Genomic DNA, 19,142 nt, shown 5'->3' with positions numbered 1-19,142 from the left:
TGTAAAACAGGTGTGTAGCGTGCCGATGCAGCCGCTTTTCGTAGCCGCACGTGTGGCAGTTTCGATCTTTCGTGGTTCGAGCCGTCGCCCAATCCTTGCGTCTAACCCCACGCCATTCCCCAGTGCATCCCCGCACCAGACCGACGCTACCACTTGTTGACGGCCGTCACAAGTTAAAGGCCGCTCGGCAAACCGCCTGCGGCCTTAATTTGTAGACAAGTTGTTTGATCCCGCGCCATCCGGATTCACCGGACGGCACGCTCCGCGGATAAGTCAGTTACTGGGCGTACTCCAAACCTGCCCCTTAACCCCGCGTACGCTGGCATTCGGAGCGCCATCCAAATCAAACACAATCACGCTATTCCCACCCTTCCGCTGCCACGGCGCCGGAAAATACAACGCCCGCTGCGGCCCGATATTCCAGTGCCTTCCCAGGTTATGGCCATTGGCCCACGCAAAGCCTTTGCCGAAGGCACGCATGTCGAGGAAAGTATCTGCTGGAGTGCCGATCTTGATGCTGCCGCGGTGGAACGCGGGGCCGTCGACCTTGGCGGTGGTCCAGCCGGTGAGCTTGCTCGGGTCATCCATCGGCAGGGGGAAGGTCTGCCAGCCGGTGAGGGGCTTGCCGTCGAGCAGCACCGGGTCGACCAGGCCGGCGTGGCCGTCGGGGAGGTGGGCGCCGTAGTTGATGCGGCCGGTGTTCTCCACCAGCACGTCGAGGGTGTGGGGGCCGGCGGGGATGTCGACGTCCACCGCGACCTGCTGCAAGCGGCGCTCGGCGCTGCCGGCCAGTTTTTGATCGACGTAGACGCGGGCGTAGTCGCGTACCTCGCCCAGGTACAGGCTGCCCTTGCGCGGGCCGGTGACGGTGGTGCGGTAGAGGATGTAGCCGTAGGCCTGGCCGTAGCGCTCCATCGGCTGCGGGGTGTCGGTGGTGGCGGCCGGGGCGGGCAGGTTGTCCCACAGCGAGGCGGATTCGCGCAGCGGCGTGGCCGGCAGGTCGGCGAAGCGGATCGGCTTGGGTAGGGCCGGCGGGGCGATGCCGGTGACGCGCTGGATGGCGTCGCGGAACAGGGTGAACTTGGGGGTGGGGCGGCCGGCTTCGTCGAGCACGGCGTCGTAGTCGTAGCTGGTGGTCTGCGGGGCGTAGTGGTCGCTGGGGTTCTTCTGGAAGTTGGCACCATTCATGAAGCCGAAGCTGGTGCCGCCGACGAACATGTAGATGTTGGCGGAGTGGCCCTGGCGCAGGATCCATTCGAATTCGCTGGCCTGCTTGGCGCCGTCGGTGACGGCGTGCTGGCTGCCCCACTGGTCGAACCAGCCGGCCCAGTATTCGCCGACCATCTGCGGTTGCCCGGGGCGGAACTTGGCCAGGGTGTCGAAGGCGTTCTTGGCGTCGCCGGGGGCGAAGTTCACCACGGCCAGGGTGTCGGGCAGGGTGCCGTTGGCGAGCACGTCGGGGCCGTCGGCGGTGAACAGTAGGGCCTTGTCGAAGCCGGCGTGGACGAACATGGCGCGGTTGCGGCGCATGTAGGCGTGGTCGTCGCCGTAGGAGCCGTATTCGTTCTCCACCTGCACCGCGACGATCGGGCCGCCGTTGCCGTTGAGCCGCGGTTTGACCTGTGCGGCGAGCGCATCGAGATAAGCCTGGCTGGCGGCGATGAAGCGCGGGTCCTGGCTGCGCACGCGCATGCCCGGCTCGGCGAACAGCCATGCCGGGTAGCCGCCGGCTTCCCACTCGGCGCACACGTACGGGCCGGGGCGCAGGATCACGTTGAGACCTTGCGCGGCGGCTTCGTCGACGAAGGCTGCGATGTCGTTGTTGCCGCTGAAGTCGAACTGGCCCGGCCGCGGTTCCACCAGGTTCCAGAACACGTAGGTCTCCACCGTGTTCAGGCCCATCGCGCGCGCTTTCTGCAGGCGGTCTTTCCAGTAGGCGCGCGGGATGCGCTGGAAGTGGATGGCGCCGGAAATGACCTGGTACGGCTTGCCGTCGCGGATGAAGTGATCGCCCTGGGTGGCGAAGGCGGGCCAGGCGGTGGTGTTGTCGGCCGCGCGCACGTTGGTGGCGGGCAGGGCGAACGCCAGGGCGAGGGCAAGAGCGGCGAGGGTCGTACGCGGCATGGGGATTCTCGAAAAAAAGCGATGCGATTGCGACAGTAGGACGACTGGAGCGCGCGCCGTATTGCATCGGGTCACGCACAAGCGCGGATGTGGGGAATCAACCAATCCCGATTCCCCAATCCCCACTCCCGGCTCTCAAACGAAAGACGGCGGCAGATCGTCCTTGCCCGCACCGAACGCGGTGTTGGGCTTCGGGCCCATCTCCAGCTCCAGCGTGCCGCCGGCGGCGAGGTCGGCGTGGCGCAGCCAGCTGCGGGTGTAGGGCTTGCCGTTCCAGCGGGCGCGCTGGATGTAGACGTTGGCCGGGCTGTTGCCGTGGGCGACGATGCGCAGGGTACGGCCGTTGCCCACGTCCAGTTCGGCGCGCTTGAACAGCGGGCTGCCCAGCACGTAGTTGGCGCTGACCGGGTCCACCGCGTACAGGCCAAGTGCGCTGAGCACGAACCAGGCGCTCATCTGCCCGCAGTCCTCGTTGCCGGACAGGCCGTTGCGCGCGTCGTGGTACTGCTCGCGCAGCAGCCGCCGCACCATCGCCTGGGTCTTGTAGGGTTGCCCGGCGTAGGCGTAGAGGTAGGCGACGTGGTGGCTGGGTTCGTTGCCGTGCGCATACTGGCCGACCATGCCGTCGATGTCCGGCGGTGCGTCCGCCGGCAGTTCGGAGCTGGTGGTGAACAGTTCGTCGAGCTTGGCGACGAAGTTGTCGCGGCCGCCGAACAGGTCCATGTAGCCGTACAGGTCGTGCTGGTTGAGGAAGGTGGCTTGCCAGGCGTTGGACTCGGTGAAGTCGCGCCACTGCGCGCTGTGGCCCATCGCGCGCGGATCGAACGGGGTAGCCCACTGGCCGTTGCTCAGGCGAGGCTGCACGAAGGTGCTTTCGCGGTTGAACACGTTGCGGTACTGGCGCGAGCGTTCGCGCAGGTGCTTGGCATCGGCGTCGGCGCCGACCGCCTGCGCCAGGTGCGCCACCGCCCAGTCGTCGTAGGCGAATTCCAGGGTGCGGCTGACCGATTCGTCGACCTTGTCGCAGGGGATGTAGCCCATCTTCCGGTACAGCGCCAGGCCGTGCACGTCGTCGTCCATCGCGCGCTTGCGCCAGGCCGGGTATGCCGCCTTCCAGTCGATGCCGGTGAAGCCCTTGGCATGCGCCTCGGCCAGCACCACCGCGGAGTGGTAGCCGATCATGCAATCGGTCTCCACGCCCTGCAGCGGCCAGATGGCGACGCCCTGCGGCGATTCGTGGGCGCCGCGCACCAGGCACTGCACCAGGTCGGGCACGCGCTCGGGCTGCACCAGGGTCAGCAAGGGATGCAGGGCGCGGTAGGTGTCCCACAGCGAGTAGGTGCTGTAGTTGTGGTAGCCGGCCGGCGCCTGGTGCACCTGCAGGTCCATGCCGCGGTAGCGGCCGTCGGTGTCGCTGAACAGGGTCGGCGCGATCAGGCTGTGGTACAGCGCGGTGTAGAAGATGCGGCGCTGCGCCTCGTCGTCGCTGTCGATGCGCACCCGCCCCAGTTCCTTTTCCCATTCGGCGACGGCGGCGGCATGCACGCGGGCGAAGTCGAAGTCGGGCAGTTCCGCGTCGAGGTTGGCCAGGGCGTTCTCGGCGCTGACCGCGGAAATGCCGACCTTGACCAGCAGCGGCGCGTCGGCGGCATCGGGATAGTGCAGGGCCAGTTTCAGCCGATTGCCGTCGGCGCTGCGCGCGCTCGCGGCCAACGGTTGGTCGTCGGCATACAGCTGCGCGCTGGCGAACGGCCGCGACAGGCGCATCGCGAAGTAGATGTAGCGGCCCTTGGCCCATTGGTAGACGCGGCGACCGCCGGTGACGGTCTGCGCGTCGACCAGACGCAGGCTTGCTTCTTCCACGCGGGTGGGGATCTCGGGCTTGTCCTGCATGCCGTGGCACAGGTCCAGCAGCAGGTGCGCCGGCTTGCCCTTGGGGAAGTGGTAGCGGTGCAGGCCGGCGCGCGCGGTAGCGGTGAGTTCGGCATGCACGCCGCTGTCCTTCAGGCGCACGCGGTAGTAGCCGGGCGAGGCGGCTTCGTCGGCGTGGTCGAAGCGTGAGCGGTAGCCGGCGTCGGGATCGTCGAGCGGGCCGGGCTGCAGTTTCACTTCGCCGACGGCCGGCACCACCAGGAAATCGAGCATGTCGCCGACGCCGGTGCCGGACAGGTGGGTGTGCGAGAAGCCCATGATCGAGCCGTTGTCGGCGTGGTAGCCGGAGCAGGCGTCCCAATCGGCGTTGGAGGTATCCGGACTCAGTTGCACCATGCCGAACGGCAGCGTGGCACCGGGGAAGGTGTGGCCATGGCCGCCGGTGCCGATGAACAAGTCGACGTTGCGGGTGAGTTCGGCCTTGGCGCGCGCATCGGCCGGCAGCGCGTAGCTGCCGGCGCGTGCCTGCGCCAGGCGCGCGATGCCGCTGCTGCCGAACAGGGCCAGGGCGATGGCGCCCTGCAGGAAACCGCGTCGTGTGGCCATGGTGCTGTCCTCGGGGTGTGCGGCGGTGCGGTGGGGGTTTGGTTTTTCTGTAGGAGCGGCTTCAGCCGCGATGGGGCATTACCGGTAAAGCCCGGTCGCGGCTGAAGCCGCTCCTACGACAGCAACTGCGGCTTGCGCTGGTGCAGGTCGATGATCAGCTCGCCGAACAAGGTGTTGGCCCAGGCGAACCAAGAGCGGGTGAAGGTGCTCGGGTTGTCCTTGTCGAAGGCTTCGTGCATGAAGCCGGTGCCGGCGTCGGTGGTCTTGAGCCACTGCAGGCACTGGCGGATCTGCGCGTCGTCGTCGCTGGCCAGCGCGTACTGCATCAGCGACATCGGCCAGATCGTGCCCAGGCCGCTATGCGGGCTGCCAACGCCTTCGGCCGCGCGACCGCGGGAGAAGTAGGGGTTGCGCTCGCTCCAGGCCAGTTGCCGGGTGCGCAGGAACAGCGGATCGCGGCGATCGCAGCAGCCGAGGTAGGCCAGGCTCAGCAGGCCGGGCGCGTTGGCGTCGTCGATGAACAACTGGTTGCCGTAGCCGTCCACCTCGTAGGCCCAGAACGGCTGGCCGTCGGCGTCGCGCATCTGCCCGAACTGACGCGTGGCGGTCTCGACCTCGTCGGCCAGCGCACGGCACTCGCCGGCGAAGGCGGCGTCGTGGTGCAGCGCCTCGCTCATCGTCGCCAGTTGCCGCAGCGAGGTCACCGCGAACAGGTTGGCGGGGACGAACAGCGGGTACAGGCAGGCGTCGTCGGACGGGCGGAACATCGAGTGGATCATGCCGTTGGGCCGGGTCGGCTGCCCGTAGCCGTCCAGCACCAGGGTCTCGGTGGCCAAGGGCGAGGGCCGCTGGAAACTGTACGGGCCGCGGCCGTGCAGGCGCTGTTGCTCGCGGAAAGTGCGCACCACCACGTGCATCGCCTCGCGCCAGTCGTCGTCGAACGGCGCGGCATCGCCGCTGGCGCGCCAGTACTCGTGCGCCAGGCGGATCGGGTAGCACAGCGAATCCACTTCCCATTTGCGCTCGCCGACGCCGGGCTTCATCTCGGTGATGTCGGCCACCGACCACTTCAGGCGCTGGCTGGTGCCGTCGGGCAGGAACGCGTTGGCGTAGGGATCCAGGCGAATGCAGGCGGCCTGGCGCTGGATCAGCCCGTGGTACATGCGGCGCAGCGCCGGGTCGCGCTTGGCCAGCGGCACGTAGGGATGCACCTGCGCGGAGGAATCGCGCAGCCACATCGCCTCGATGTCGCCGGTGATGACGAAGGTGTCCGGCTTGCCGTTGCGGGTGCCGGTCTCGACCGTGGTGTCGAGGGTGTTGGGGTAGCAGTTCTCGAACAGCCAGGCCAGGCGCGGATCGGCGATGCCGGCCTTGACCGTGCGCAACTGGCGCTCGACCGCGGCGCTGACGAAGCGGCGTTTGCCCGGCGGCGGCCGCTTGCTGGGCAGGGCGGTCGAGGCCGATGCCGCGGCGGCGGCCGGCAGCGCACCGCTCAGCAGCGCGGCGCCGGCGCTGGCGCCGAGGAAGTGGAGGATGTCGCGGCGGGTGGGCATGGCCTGGAACGCTCCGTGGATCGACAAACAGTCCCGGCGCGGGCTGGCACCGGGGGGAGGCGCCGGCCGCGGCCGGGAGGACAGGTTGATGGTACCTATAACGGACCAATTTGCGACGACCTTACAACGTGTGGCCGTCCGATGCATCCTGCGACTGCACAACCGACAGGCTCAGTGGGCGTGATGCGCGCCGTGCCAGTGCATCGGTCCCGAGCACACGCATTCGCCGTCGTCGTCGCTGTTGCCGGCATGGCCGAACAGGGCCTCCAGCAGCCGCCGCGACGGGCTCCATTCGCCGATGGCCGGGTGGATCAGCATCGCCTTGCAGGCGTCCAGGTGGCTGCCGCTGAGCGCTGCGTCGATGGCGGCGTGCTCGTAGGACTTGACCGTGCGCACCAGGCCCTGGATCGCCTCGGGCAGCGGCCGTGCCGGCAGCGGGGTGATGCGGTCGCGCTCGATGGTGGAGGAGATCTCGACGATGTCGTCGTCGGCCAGTTCCGGCATGCAGCCCTGGTTGCGCACGTTGACCACGTGCCGCCCGGGGAGCGCGCCGGTCAGCGCGCTCATCACGTCCACGGCGATGCGGTGATAGCCGGTGCTGGCGCGGAACGGGTCCGGCTGCGGCGCGAGGTCGTCGGCGAAGGCCGAGCCGGCCTCGGCTTCCAGCCGCATGTACGAGCCGGAGCGCTGCTGCAGGTAGGCGGCATAGGTCTGCACCGCGCCGCTGCCGTCGCCGGCGTTGAGGCGGCTGCGCAGGTCGGCGATCAAGGTATGGTTGAGCCGTTCGATCTCGCTGCCGCGGCTGGCGCCGCTGGCGCGCTGGTTCTCCAGGGCGCGACTACGCTCGTAGTAGAAGTACAGGTACTCGGTGGGAATCAGCCGCAGCGTGCGCAGCATGTCGAAGTCGAACAGCGGTGCCAAGTACAGCTGGCGCAGGATCGCGTCGTCGGCCAGGATGCGGTCGAGCACGTCCTCGCCGCGCACCCGCACGGCGCGGATCCAGCCCAGGTGGTTGAGGCCGACGTACTCGCAGTCCACGTCCGCGGGCGGCTCGCCGAGTGCGCGGGCGATGTTGTGGAACAGCTCCACCGGCGTGTCGCAGATGCCGACCACGCGCGCGCGGGTGTGGCGGCTGATGGCCTGGGTGATCAGCCCGGCCGGGTTGGTGAAGCTGACCAGCCAGGCCTCGGGGCTGAGCCGCTCCACCATCCGCGCCTGCTCGATCGCCACCGGCACCGTGCGCAGCGCCTTGGCGACGCCGCCGGGGCCGGTGGTCTCCTGCCCGGCGTAGCCGTGGCGGATGATGGTGTGTTCGTCGGTGGCGCGCTGGCGGATGCCGCCGATGCGGATGCTGTTGAGCACGAAGTGCGCGCCGTCGATCGCCGCTTCCGCGGAACTGGCGGCGGTGACCTGCAGCTCGCCGCCGAACTCGGCGACCACCGCGCGGCCCAGCGCGACCATCAGCGCCAGCCGCTCCTGGTCCGGGTCGTAGAGCACGATCTCGCGCGCGCCGAGCGCTTCGGCGGCATCGTTGACGCCGTACACCACCAGCGGCGCACGCACGCCGCCACCGCCGATCAGGGCAAGCTTACGGTTGGGAAAGGAACTGCTCATGGAGACTCCTGAGACGTGGGGGATCGGGAAGACCGTCGAGCGCGCCGAGCGCGGTGCAACAGGCGGCGCCGCACAGGCAGCCGCGCTGCGCGCAGGCATCGAGGGAAGCGTGGTCGAGCAGCGCGTCGATGAAGCCGGCATCGAAGGCGTCGCCGGCGCCGGTGGTGTCCTGCACGGCGACCGCAGGTGCAGCGATCAGCCGCGCGCCGGCCGCGTCCACCACGCAGGCGCCGGCGCCGCCGAGCTTGATCGTCACCTGCGCCATGCCCAGCGCCTGCGCCCAGGCGCGGCAGGACGCGGCATCGTCGCCGTTGCAGCCGGCCAGCGCCGCCTCTTTCTGGTTGGGCAGGAAGTGATCGACCGCGCGGCAGGTGGCGTGGTTGTCCGCATTGGCCAGCCATGCCGGGTTGAAGCCGACGTCCAGCGAGGTGCTGCAGCCGGCCGCGCGCAACGCCGGCAGCAGCGTGCGCGCCAGCGTTGCCGGCAGCGGCAGGGCGAAGTGCACGTGGCGCGCGGCGCACATCGCCTCCAGCGCGGCCGCGCTGCGCAGCAGCGGTTCCAACTCGGCATTGGCGCCGGGATAGGTGAAGAACGAACGGTCCTCGCGCAGCGACACGCTGGCGGTGACGCCGGTACCGGCGGGGTGGTCGACCAGGCCCTCGGTGCCGACGCCGAACTCGCCCAGGCGCTGCGCGAACCAGGCGTGGTCGCCGGCGCCGATCGCGCCGATCAGCGTCACCCGCCGCCCGAGCCGCGCCAGCCCGCAGGCGGTGTTGACGGTGCCGCCGCCGAGATCGCGGTGGTAGTGCCGCGCCATCGCTTCCTCGCCCGGCCCGGGCCAGCTGGCGAAGCCGCTGAAGATGTGGTCGAGATAGACCTCGCCGACCACCGCGACGTCATGGGTTTTCATTGCTGGAAGGGCCATGCTGCCTCGCGTTTGGCCTGGATGAGATAGAGCGCGGTGCCCGCGCACAGCGCCAGCACCGCCGCCAGCAGTCGCGGCAGCGGGCTGCTGGCCAGCAGCGCCAGCCAGCCGCAGACGCTGATCAGCAGCGGCCACGGATACAGCGGCATGGCGAAGCCGGCGCGGCGCCGCGGCTGTCGCCGCAGCAGCACCACGGCCATGCATTGCGCCAGGAACTGGAACAGGATCTGGATGATCATCAGCGTGGCGATCAGGTCGTCCAGCGACAGCGGACAGGCCAGCGCCGAGGTGATGCCGACGAACAGCAGCGACACGGTGGGGAAGCGCCCGCGCGGATGCAGCCGCGCGAACACGCCGAAGAACTGGCCGGACGCCGCCGCTGCATACGGCACCCGCGAATAGCCAAGCAGCACCACCAGCGCCGAGCCCCAGCTGGCGAGCACGATCAGCGCCACCGCCACGGTGCTGCCCACCGGGCCATAGATGGCCTGCATGAAGTCGGCGACCACTGCCTTGGACTGCGCCGCCTGCTGCCACGGCAGCACGCCGAGCAGGGTCACATTCAAGCCCAGGTACAGCACCGCCACGATCGGGATCGACCACAGCACCGCGCGTGGAATCGTGCGGCGCGGCTTGCGGATCTCGCCGCCGAGCATGCACACGTTGTTGTAGCCGCCGTAGTCGTACACCGCGATCAGCGCCACCGCACCGAACCCCAGCCAGAATCCGTGCGGCGAGGCCGGCCGCGCCTGCAGGAACTCGCGTGCCAGCGCCATGTCGAAATGCAGCGCGCCGCTGAGCACGATCCACACGCACGCGGCGATCACCACCGCGCTGACCAGCAGCGACAGCACCTGCACCGAGCGCACCTGTCGATACAGCAGCGCGGTGTTGAACAGGCACAGCGCCATGGCGATGCCGGTGAGTGCGGTGTGGCTCAGCCCGGGCATCAGATAGGCCAGGTACTGCGCGCAGCCGACCGCGGCGGCAGCCACCGACAGCGGCGCGGTCAGCAGCGTCTGCCACAGGTACAGGAAGCCGAACAGGCGCCCGGCGCGGTCGCGGCCATAGGCCTCGCGCAGGTAGTGATACGGCCCACCCGAGCGCGGGATCGCCGAGCCGAGTTCGGCCCACACCAGGCCGTCGCACAGGCAAAGCAGCGCGCCGACCACCCAGCCCAGCAGCACCGCCGGCCCGGCCAGCGCCGACAGCGCCAGCGGGATGGTGATGAACGGGCCGATGCCGATCATGTTGAGCAGATTGGCCGACAGCGCGCTCCAGAACCCCAACGTGCGCGGCGGCGCGCCCTGGTCCGCAGCGGACGGGGAGGACGCGACGGGGGCGGCGAGCGACGTCATGTGCATGCGCGATCCTGCGGGGAGGGAAGGGGAGCGAAGGCCTGTGTTGCAGGCGCGGGCACCAGGCCGTCGGCACAGCGCACTAGGCCCGGTTGCAGGCGATGCAGATCGAGGATCAGGACCTGGTTGGCGCCGGCGCGCAGCCAGGCGCCGGGGCAATACAGGCACCGCTGCGGGCCGATGTCCCAGTAGCGGCCGAGCAGGCGCCCGTTGACCCACAGATAGCCTTTGCGCCAGTCGCGCATGTCCAGGTGCACGTCGCCGGGCTGGTCCAGGGTGAATTCGGTGGCGAAGAACAGGCCAGGGCGCTGCGGCGGTGCCTGCAGTGGGCGCAGCGACGGCGTCGCGTCCGCGTCCAGCGCCAGCCCGCGCACCTCCCAGTCGTGCAGGTCTCGACCATCGAGCCGGACCGGACCGAGCAGGCCCTTGCGATCGCCCAGCGCCGGGCCGAAGTTGATGTGGCCGAAGCTGTCGACCAGCACCTCGAGATCGCGCGTGTCCTTTGCTGCATCCGGCAAGCGCAGTTGCAGCGCACTATGCAGGCGTGGGTGCCGCACCCGCGACACGTGGTCCAGCTCGCGCCCGTCGACATGCACCACCGCGTAGTCGTGGACCTGCCCCAGGTGCAGCGCCTGGCCCGCGCCGATCCGCCGCCGATACAGCACCAGGCCCTGGTCCTGGCCGAGCAGACGCTGGTTGTCGGTGGGGGTGTCGGTCTGCAGCGCGGGGCCGAGGTTGTCCCACAGCGTGGCCACGGGCTTGGCCTGCACCGCATCGAAGTGCGCACGGCGCGGTGCGGCCGGCACCGGCGGCAGTGCCGCGTCGGCTTGTGCGGCGATGATCTTGCGCAGCGCGAAATACGCCGGCGTGGCGCGGCCGGCCTCGTCGATCGGCGCACCGTAGTCGTAGCTGGTCAGCGCCGGCTGGAACTGCGAGCCGTCGTCCTCGGCATTGGCGCCGGCGCTGAGGCCGAAGTTGGTGCCGCCGTGCACCACGTACAGATTGAACGAATAGCCGGCGGCGGCGATGCGGCGCAGCAGCGGCGCGTAGTCGCGGTGCGCGAACTGCGGCTCGCCCCAGTGCGTGAGCCAGCCGGGATAGCCCTCGGACACCCACACCGGCGCCTGCCCGGCGAAGGCCTTGGCTGCCTGCAGATCGTGCAGATCGGGACCATCCAGGCCGAGCGCGGCGCCGGGCAGCATGGCCTGACGCCGGCGCAGATCCTTGAGCCCTTCGGCCAGCGAGAATGGCCCGTCGACCCCATGCGCCCGCCACAGCGCGGCCAGCGCCTGCAGATAGCCGACGTCGCTGCCGTGCATCGAATACTCGTTCTCGATCTGCAGCATCAGCACCGGCCCGCCGGCACTGGCCATCAACGGCGCGATGCGCGGCGCGATCGCCCCGATGTAGCGTTCCACTGCCGCCATGTAGCGCGCATCGTGGCGATCGCGGAGGCGGATGTTCGTATCGCGCAGCAGATATGGCGGCAACCCGCCCAGCGTCCACTCTGCGCACACATACGGTCCGGGCCGCAGATACACCCACAGCCCCTCCTGCTGGCACAGCCGGATGAACCCGACGAAATCGCGCTCGCCACTGTCCAGATCGAACTGTCCCGGCGCCGTTTCCAGCGCATTCCACATCAGGTACAGCGCGATGGTGTTCAGCCCCATCGCCTTGGCCATGCGGATGCGATGCAACCAATCCGCACGTGCGATCCGCAGCGGATGCAGCTCGCCACTGCGGATCTGCCACGGCTGGCCGTCGAGCGTGAAGCGTCCTTGCGCGTAACCGAATGCGTGCGGCCGTCCATCCGGCACCGGTGCTGAGGCTGGCACCGCTGCGCGCAGCATCGGCATCGTCGCCAATCCCAACGGCGCCAGTAACCCGAACCGGCAGAACGCGCGGCGCTTCATTGCGGGCTCCAGCCGGAGCGTTGCCGTTGCTGTTGCTGTTGCTCTTCGGCTTTTGCCTTTCCCGGGTCCCCTCCGCAGCGGCGGAGCTGGCGGGCAAAACCCCCCGTAGGGGGGCGGCGCACAAGGACGTGCGCCGTTTTCGGCCGGGGCAGGATGCCCCGTCCGAAAATCCCGTCAGCGGAGCGGACCCGCGCAGCGGGCGCGAAGGCGGGGTGTGCTTGATCAGCCATTCGGCTGCTGTAAAGCGGCTTCTTTTGGTTACTTTTCTTTGCACAAGCAAAGAAAAGTAACTCGCCGTCAGGCGAAAGCTTTTGCTTTTGCTTGCCTACCCAGGCAGTACCGGTAAAGCCCGTCGGGACTGAAGTCCCTCCCACAAAAAGCGTGGCCCAGGCTGTGTCGGTAGAGCCTGTCGCGGCTGAAGCCGCTCCTACAAGAGCGGCGGCGTGTGCCGCTAGTGTGAGCTGCCGAGATCGCATGATCCAAACTGCACCAATAAAGCCCGTCGGGACTGAAGTCCCTCCCACAAGAGGCGCGGTCCAGGCTGTGTCGGGAAGGCCTGTCGCGGCTGAAGCCGCTCCTACAAGAGCGGCGGCGTGTGCCACTAGTGTGAGCTGCCGAGATCGCATGATCCAAGCTGCACCAATAAAGCCCGTCGGGACTGAAGTCCCTCCTACAAAAAGCGTGGCCCAGGCCGTGTCGGGAAAGCCTGCCGCGGCTGAAGCCGCTCCTACGACAACCCAGGCGCGCGCTGCTTGAGCTGGTTCCCGATGCAGCCTGATCCAGGCCGCACCGGTAAAGCCCGTCGGGACTGAAGCCCTTCCCACAGAAAGCGTGGCAACGCTCCGCGGTGGCATCCCAGTGCGCACGCCGCGCGGCCTAGAACGCGTACTTGACGGTCAACAGCGTCATCATGCCGGCATCGACGATGTCCGACACCGCCAGATTGTGCCGGCCCACGTGGCCCCAGTAACTGTATTCCTTGGTGAGATTGGAGATCGACAGATCCACATTCACCCCATTGTCGAACCGATAGCCCGCATGCAGATCCACCCGCCGCGTCGGCCGCGCCCACAGGTCGTCCCACGGCGCGTTCTGGTGCAGGAAATCGTAGTTCAGCAGATAGGAACTGCTGAAGTGATAGCTCAGGTTCACCGAGAACTTCGAGTGCTCGTAGAACAGCTCCAGATTGGCCATCGCATTCGGTGCCGACTGCATCTGCTCGTCTTCGAAGCCGGCCATGCCCAGATCGGCGTGCGCATGCTGGCGCGTGGCATTGGCACTGACGCCCAGCCCATCGAACGGCGCCGGCAGATCCTGGAAGCGCTGCCGCGCGCTGACCTCCACGCCGTAGACGCGGCCGTCGCCGCCGTTGGTCGGCATCTGGTAGAACACCGTGCCGCTGCCGCTGGTGTCCGAATTGGCCTGGCCGGAACCGGCGTCGTAGATGTAGTGGTGCAGGCGCTTGTAGAAGCCGGCCACCGAGAAGAATCCGCCGTGTTCGGTGGCCCACTCGCCGGACAGATCCAGGTTGGTCGAGGTGATCGCCTTCAGGTCCGGATTGCCCTGGGTGATGGTGGTGATCGGTGGCACGGCGTTGGACACGCTGATCTGGCTGCCACCACCCAACTGCACGAACGCCGGACGCGTATAGCTGGTCCACAGCGCGGCGCGATAGGTGGTGGCGCTGTCCGGACGCCAGGTCAGGAACACGCTCGGCAGCGGCTGGTCGTAGTGCGTGCTGTTGGCGGCGAAATAGCCGACCTGCTCGTTGCCGCTGTTGTCGGTGGGCGTGGTCCAGAAGGTGTTGTGGATGCTGGTGTGCTCGAAGCGCACCCCGGGTACCACTTCCAGGCTGCCGAAGTTGAAGGTCGCCATCGCGTAGGCGGCGCTGACCGCCTCGGTGCCGCGCATGGTGTTGCAGTTGTAGTTATTGACGTAGAACGCGCTGCCGCAGGTATCCAGGTCGTCGTCGGTGAGGTGGTTGGCGATCACCTGCGCCACCGCGCCTTCGCTGACCCGCGGCGTGGCCCAGTGGTACTTGCCGGGGAAGATCGCCGCATAGCCGCCGTTGAAGATGCCCAGGTCGCCCAGCGTGCTGGCGTCGGGCACCGGGCCGGTCCACCAGTCGCGGTTGCTGTAGTGGCGGCTGCTCTTGCTGTACTTCACGCCGAACTGCAGCGCGGTCAGCGCGCCGTCGCTGAAGTCGTAGTGCGCGTCGAACTTGGCGCCGCCCTTCTTCTGCCCGGAGTAGATCTTGGTCGATTCGCCGTAGCTGCTGGCGTACAGCGAAGGGATGTTGTTGACCTGCGCCAGCAGCGCCGGGGTCAGCTGCGGGTAGGGGAAGGCGCCGCTGCCGTAGCGCATCAGGCTGCTGCCGGAGTAGGCGAAGTTGGCCTGGCTGAACTTGTCCTCGCGCCCGTCGATCTCGATGTGGTCGGGACGGTCGTTGTCGCCGAAGCTGTAGAACAGGTTCGGCGACAGCGTCCAGTTGCCCACGGTCTTGCGCGCGCCCACCTGGAAGGTGGCCAGGTCGGCGATTTCCGGGTTGGTCTCGTACCAGAAGCGCGCGGCGATGCGGTTGATGTTGGGCGAATACACGCCGGGCGTGGCGCTCGGCACGAAGCTGACGTCCTGCGGCAGCAACTGCACGAAGGTGGTGCCCTGGTCGGTCTTGGCGTAGGCGTAGGTGGCGCGCGCGTACACCGACAGGGTGTCGTCCACGTTCCAGTCGAACGCCGCGTTCCCGCCGTAGCGGCGCTCCCAGCCGGCGACCACGCCGACGTTCATGCCGGTGCTGGTCAGGTTGTCCTGCGGCGCGTAGCCGGCGGCATTGCTGCCGTCGGCATTGGCGTGCAGGAATTTCCATGAGCCGTCGTTGAGCGCGCTGGTGGCCGCGGCCACCTCGCTGTTGGTCGAGGTACGGTAGTCGTAGTAGGCGCTGGCGTAGAAGCCGAACTGCTGCTCGTCGCCGAATTTGTGCTGGAACTCGCCGGCCAGGCCGCCGCCGAGGCCGTCGCCGCCATAGTCGCGGGCGCGGCTCTCGACGCGGCCGCTGACGGTGACGCTGCCGCTGCTGGGATCCTTGTAGTCGTAGGCGGTGGGCGTGCGGAAATCCAGGGTGCCGCCGATCGCGTCGCCGTCCATGTCGGCGGTGGAGGTCTTGTTGGCGACGATGGTCTGCAGGCCCGAGGGCGGCAACAGGCTCAACTGCACGCTGCGGCTGTACGGCATGCCCTGGGCGACGGTGACGCCGTCGATCAGGTTGACGTTGTATTCGGAGGGCAGGCCACGCACCGAGGCGAACATGCCTTCGCCGCGGGCGGCGCCATCGACACCGCCGAAATAGCCCGAGCCGCTGTAGGTGATGTTGATGCCGGCGATCAGGCCCAGCGCCTCGGCGACGTTGTGCACGGCGGTGTGCTCGAGATCGTTGGCCGACAGCACGTCCACGGTGTTCGAGGCGTTCATCTTCAGCGTGCTGGCGTCGTAGCGGTTGGCCGCCACGCTGATCGTCTGCAACTGCTTGGCCTCGTCCAGCGCGATCGACACATTGGCGGCGCCGCTGTCGGCGACCTGCACGGTGGTTTCCGGCGCGCTGAAGCCGGGGTAGTCCAGCTGCAGCGCGTACTGCCCGGCCGGCACGTCGTCGATGACGAAGCGGCCCTGTGCGTCGGTGACGGCACTGAGCGCAGTGCCGACGATGGCGACCTTCGCATGCGCGGCGGGCTTGCCGCTGCTGCGCTCCTTGAGTTCGCCCTGCACGGTGCCGGCCAGCGCCGGTGCGGCGGCGGCAAGGCCGGTGATGGCCAGAATGGCTGCGCACAGCGCCTTGCGCTTGCAATAGGGATGGGTTGCCACGTGACACCTCGCTGATCGTGATCGGTGCGTGCACGCGCCGAAGGCGACGCGCCGCTGCGTTCCTGGGAGGCAGACACGGTGGACGGACGGCGCGCGCGCTCGGACCGCACGCCGGGCGGCGTGCAAGCAGGACAAAGCGAACGGCGACCGACGCGAGGCGTCTGCCGGCTGGGCGGACCGTTAAACGGCGATCAGTGGCGTGGCGGCGAGTAGCCGGCGATGCACTTGGAGCGCGAACGCAGCGCGCTCAGTTTGTAGCGACGGGTCATGCGCAGCGGCTCCCGTGCGTGCCCGCGCGGCGCGCGGACAACAGGCAGGGCGCCGGAACTCCGGCGAGGCATCGATCCTGGCTGCGACGACTGCATGACATGGCACATCACCCCTGGAACTGCCCTGGAGAACGCCGCAGGTGTTGCGGCGTCCGGCGCGTCTGGCATCGTCGATGCGTAGCACCGACGTGTTATCGATACCTCTGTCCCGGAAGGCTGTCAATAGGTCGTGAAAAATAAATTGGCGGGGCGCTGGGACACGGGATCGGGGGGCGCGGCGACAGAAGGGCGGCGGGCGTTTACGCTGCACCGCCGCATGCGCTGGCGCATTTCGTAGACAGGGCCGCTTGCGGCCCCATCGCTCACTTCGGCAGGGTCACTCGATCGCTGATCGAGAACGCAGCGTCTCCGCCGGGGGCGCCGGTGCCGGGCTGGCCGCCGCCAACGAACACGCGGTAGTCGCCGGCTTCGACCGCGCGCTGGCCGCTGCGGTCCACATCGCTGAGATCGCGTGCGTTCAAGGCGAAGCTCAGCGTGCGCGCCTCGCCCGGCTGCAGGTGTACGCGCTGGAAGCCGACCAGGCTGCGCAGCGGCGACTGCGCGCGCTGCGGGTACTGCAGGTACACCTGCACCACCTCGTCGCCGGCGCGCGCGCCGGTGTTGCGCACGGTGGTGCTCACCTGCAGCGGCTGGCCGGCCTGCAACTGTGCGGCCGACAGCTGCGGCGCGTCGTAGGCGAACTGGGTGTAGCTCAGCCCGTAACCGAACGGGAACAGCGGCTCGCCCTTGAAGTAGCGGTAGGTGCGGCCCTTCATGTCGTAGCTGACGTAGGGCGGCAGGTCCTTGGTCGAGCGGTAGAAGGTCACCGGCAGGCGACCGCCGGGGTTGAGGTCGCCGGCCAGCGCCTGGGCGATCGCGGTACCACCGGACTGGCCCGGATACCACGCGGCGATGATCGCGTCGGCGTGTTGCTTGGCCCAGTTCAGCGCCACCGCGCTGCCGCTCATCAGCACCACCACCAGCGGCTTGCCGCTGGCCTTGGCCCGTTCCAGCAGCGCCTGCTGCGCGGCGGGCAGGGCCAGGTCGTTGCGGTCGCCGCCGTCGAAGCCGGGCACATCGATGCGCAGTTCCTCGCCTTCCACGTCCGGCGACAGGCCGACGAAGGCCACCACTGCGTCGGCCTGCGCCACCGCGCGTTCGGCTTCGGCCAGTTGCAGCGCCGGCGGCGCCAGCCACTCCAGGCGCAGGCCCTGGTCCTGGCCGCGGTGTTCCAGCTCCAAGCGGATGCGCCGCGGTTTCGCGTCGTCGAAATGCAGCACGGCCTCGACGTTGCGGCCATCGGCGTTGTGCATGCCGGTCGGCAGGTGCTTGTCCTCGGCGTTGCCGGCGATCACCAACCGGTCGTCGATGTACAGGCGCACCGGGTCGTGGCCGGTGCAATCGAAGCAGCGCGCCACCCTCACCGCCAGGGTGTAGTCGCCGGGGCCGGGCGGCAGCAGTTCGCCGCTCCAGCGCACCGAATAGCGGTCCTTGTCCACGTCCTTGGCCGGGGCCACGTGATCCCAGTTGAAGCCGACCACGCGGTCCTGGCGCTGCACGCGCGGCCTACCGGCCAGGTCCAGGTTGTCGAAGTACTCGCCGCGCAGCCCGGGCTTGCCGTCGCTGCGCAGCGCGGTTTCGGGGATCATGCCGGGCACGCCGGCGGCCAGCGGCGCGCCCTGCGCATAGGTGACCTGGGTGGCACCGAAGCGCGTGCGCAAGCCTTGCAGCGGCGTCACCGGGTCCACGGAGGTGCCCTGGTAGTTGGCTTCCAGCACGGCCAGCGCGTCGGCGTTGGGGCCGAGCACGGCCAGGCGCAGGCCCGGGCGCAGCGGCAGGGTGGCGTTGGCGTTCTTCAGCAGCACCAGCGATTGCTGCGCGGCCTGCAGCGCCAGCGCGCGGTGCGCGGCGCTGTCGATGTCCTTGGTGCCCAGCCGTGCATACGGATCGTTGCGCCGCGGCTGCAGCTCGCCGAGCCGGTAGCGCGCGGCGAACAGGCGCACCAGCGAGCGGTCGAGCAGGGCTTCGTCGGCTTCGCCGCGGTCGAAGGCCAGGCCGAGCTCGCGATAGGCGTAGCCGCAATTCAGATCGTGCCCGGCCTTGAGCGCGGCCGCGGACGAGCCGGCATTGTCGGCGCGGTAGTAGTGGAACTGGGTCATGTCGTCGATCGCATCGCAATCGGACACGACGAAGCCCTTGAAGCCCCAGTCGCCACGCACGCGGCCGTCGAGCAGCCAGTCGGCGGCGCAGGCGGGCGTGCCGTGCAGGGAGTTGTACGCGCACATCACCGAGCCGGCCTGGCCGTCGACGATGGCGGCGCGGAATGCCGGCGAGTAGGTGGCCTCGAAATCGTGCGGCGACACGTCCACGTCGAAGCCGTGGCGGCCCGGCTCCGGCCCGCTGTGCACGGCCAGGTGCTTGGGCGTGGCGATGGTGCGCGGCTGCGCCGGATCGTCGCCCTGCAGGCCGCGGATGAAGCCGACCGCCAGCCGTCCTGTGAGGTAGGGATCCTCGCCGTAGGTCTCCATGCCGCGGCCCCAGCGCGGGTCGCGGAAGATGTTGATGTTGGGCGACCAGATGGTCAGCCCGGCGTAGCGCGGATGGTCCTTGCCGGGGCCGCCGGCGAGGTTGAACTTGGCCCGCGCCTCGGTCGAGGTGACGGTGCCGACCTCGTGCAGCAGCTCGGGATTCCAGGTCGCGGCCAGGCCGATCGCCTGCGGGAACACCGTGGCCTCGCCGTTGCGGGCGATGCCGTGCAGCCCCTCGCTCCACCACTCGTAGGCGGGCACGCCCAGGCGCGGGATCGCCGGCGCAGCGTTCATCGCCTGCGCGATCTTCTCGGCGCGGGTCATCTTCGCCACCAGCGCGGCGGCGCGGTCCTCGGCCTCGTCGGCATGGGCGAGCGGGGCGGCGAGCAGGGCGATCGCGCACAGCGCCTGTGCCAGCGGCTGTAGGAGCGGCTTCAGCCGCGACCCCGCGCCGGCCGATGCATGCGACATCTCCCCGCC

General features: G+C 69.0%; 9 protein-coding genes. All 9 read right to left on the bottom strand.

Going from position 1 to position 19,142, the window contains the following annotated elements; genetic code table 11:
* Positions 1 to 273: 273 nt before the first annotated feature.
* Positions 274 to 2,124 (bottom strand): glycoside hydrolase family 35 protein, encoded by a 1,851-nt coding sequence (locus tag FHR66_RS17350; RefSeq protein ID WP_160965600.1) that lies wholly within the window; start codon positions 2,122 to 2,124, stop codon positions 274 to 276.
* 135 nt (positions 2,125 to 2,259) lie between these two features.
* Complete coding sequence (locus tag FHR66_RS17345; protein WP_160965598.1) at positions 2,260 to 4,602, bottom strand: GH92 family glycosyl hydrolase; 2,343 nt, start codon at positions 4,600 to 4,602, stop codon at positions 2,260 to 2,262.
* 113 nt (positions 4,603 to 4,715) lie between these two features.
* A complete protein-coding gene (locus FHR66_RS17340; RefSeq protein ID WP_160965596.1) occupies positions 4,716 to 6,155 on the bottom strand; it encodes a glycoside hydrolase family 125 protein in 1,440 nt (479 codons plus the stop codon).
* Positions 6,156 to 6,326: 171 nt separating this feature from the next.
* On the bottom strand, positions 6,327 to 7,769 hold the full coding sequence (locus FHR66_RS17335) for a family 4 glycosyl hydrolase (protein WP_160965594.1): 1,443 nt from the start codon (positions 7,767 to 7,769) through the stop codon (positions 6,327 to 6,329).
* Entirely contained in the window at positions 7,744 to 8,679 is a 936-nt protein-coding gene (locus FHR66_RS17330; RefSeq protein ID WP_160965592.1) for a carbohydrate kinase family protein, read from the bottom strand. The genes FHR66_RS17335 and FHR66_RS17330 overlap by 26 nt, the downstream gene beginning before the upstream one ends.
* Positions 8,676 to 10,052, bottom strand: coding sequence for an APC family permease (locus FHR66_RS17325; protein WP_160965590.1), 1,377 nt, complete (start codon positions 10,050 to 10,052; stop codon positions 8,676 to 8,678). The genes FHR66_RS17330 and FHR66_RS17325 overlap by 4 nt, the downstream gene beginning before the upstream one ends.
* Positions 10,049 to 11,968, bottom strand: a complete 1,920-nt coding sequence (locus FHR66_RS17320) for a beta-galactosidase (protein WP_160965588.1) — start codon at positions 11,966 to 11,968, stop codon at positions 10,049 to 10,051. Before FHR66_RS17320 ends, FHR66_RS17325 begins: the two co-directional genes overlap by 4 nt.
* 876 nt (positions 11,969 to 12,844) lie before the next feature.
* Positions 12,845 to 15,826 carry a TonB-dependent receptor gene (locus FHR66_RS17315; RefSeq protein WP_167087977.1) on the bottom strand — a complete coding sequence of 994 codons (2,982 nt, stop codon included), beginning with the start codon at positions 15,824 to 15,826 and terminating at the stop codon, positions 12,845 to 12,847.
* A 631-nt stretch (positions 15,827 to 16,457) separates the two neighbouring features.
* Entirely contained in the window at positions 16,458 to 19,133 is a 2,676-nt protein-coding gene (locus FHR66_RS17310) for a glycoside hydrolase family 3 C-terminal domain-containing protein (RefSeq protein ID WP_160965584.1), read from the bottom strand.
* Positions 19,134 to 19,142: the final 9 nt, after the last annotated feature.

The organism is Xanthomonas sp. F4 (genome assembly GCF_011761895.1).
This window is presented reverse-complemented; position numbering and strand designations above follow the sequence as displayed.